Consider the following 861-nt stretch of genomic DNA (forward strand, 5'->3'; position numbering starts at 1 on the left):
CATCCGGCCTGATGAATGTTCACTTCGTCGAGAAAAGATTGCCCATCAGCAAAAGTCGTCACGTTAAAGTCATGCTCCTCCAGCATAAAAGCCAGCGAATCACGTACCGATTCGTCATCGTCAACCACATAAACAGGCAGCTGCTTTTCACTGCTGATCATTAACTGCTCCTAAATACCGATTAGTTTTGATAAGGAAACACAAGCTCAACCAAACAGCCGTGCGGCGTGGTCGAAGCAATGAGAAACTCGCCGCCGTGCATTTCCATTACGTCACGACAAATCGCCAGCCCTAACCCAAGTCCTTCGGCTTTAGAGCTCACAAAAGCTTGGGTCGGATTATCTTGCTGTAACCCAGTGCCGTTATCCAATATGCGAATAGAAAGCTGGTTAGCTTGGTAGTCACCATGCAGGGCAATTTTACCTTGGTAGCCCGACGAGTGGTATTTCTCCTGAAACAAAGCACACGCATCAATGGCGTTGTTGATCACATTAACCAAAACCTGCTGAACGCCCACGGAGTCTGCCAGTAGAGAACGTATCTCTCCTTCAACGCTAGTCACAATGGCGACGTTCTGCTTTTGCATTCGAAAATGAAGCAGCTCAATGGTGTCTGCAATCAAGGCTTGAATATCGCATGGTGTCTTATCAACACTGCGTTTGCGTATCAACGTTCTTAAACGCTGAATGATGGCATCGGCTCGTTCCACTTGCCCCTGTATTTTCTCTAGCACAGGCACAATATCTTCATGCGGACGCTTCTTTGCAAGACGCAGTAACCCACCTTCACTGTAATTACGAATGGCTGCCAGCGGTTGATTTAATTCATGAGCCAGACTGCTGCCAATTTCCCCGACAATCG

1 protein-coding gene and 1 pseudogene are annotated in these 861 nt (G+C 47.6%); both read right to left on the reverse strand.

The window, feature by feature from the left end:
• Positions 1–161 (reverse strand): annotated as a pseudogene (locus tag R7190_RS26395) (DNA-binding response regulator); the annotation flags it as partial.
• A gap of 20 nt (positions 162–181) precedes the next feature.
• The coding region (locus R7190_RS26400; protein ID WP_318137743.1) for a sensor histidine kinase at positions 182–861 on the reverse strand (680 nt) is incomplete at its 5' end.

The organism is Vibrio sp. 1078-1 (genome assembly GCF_033340475.1).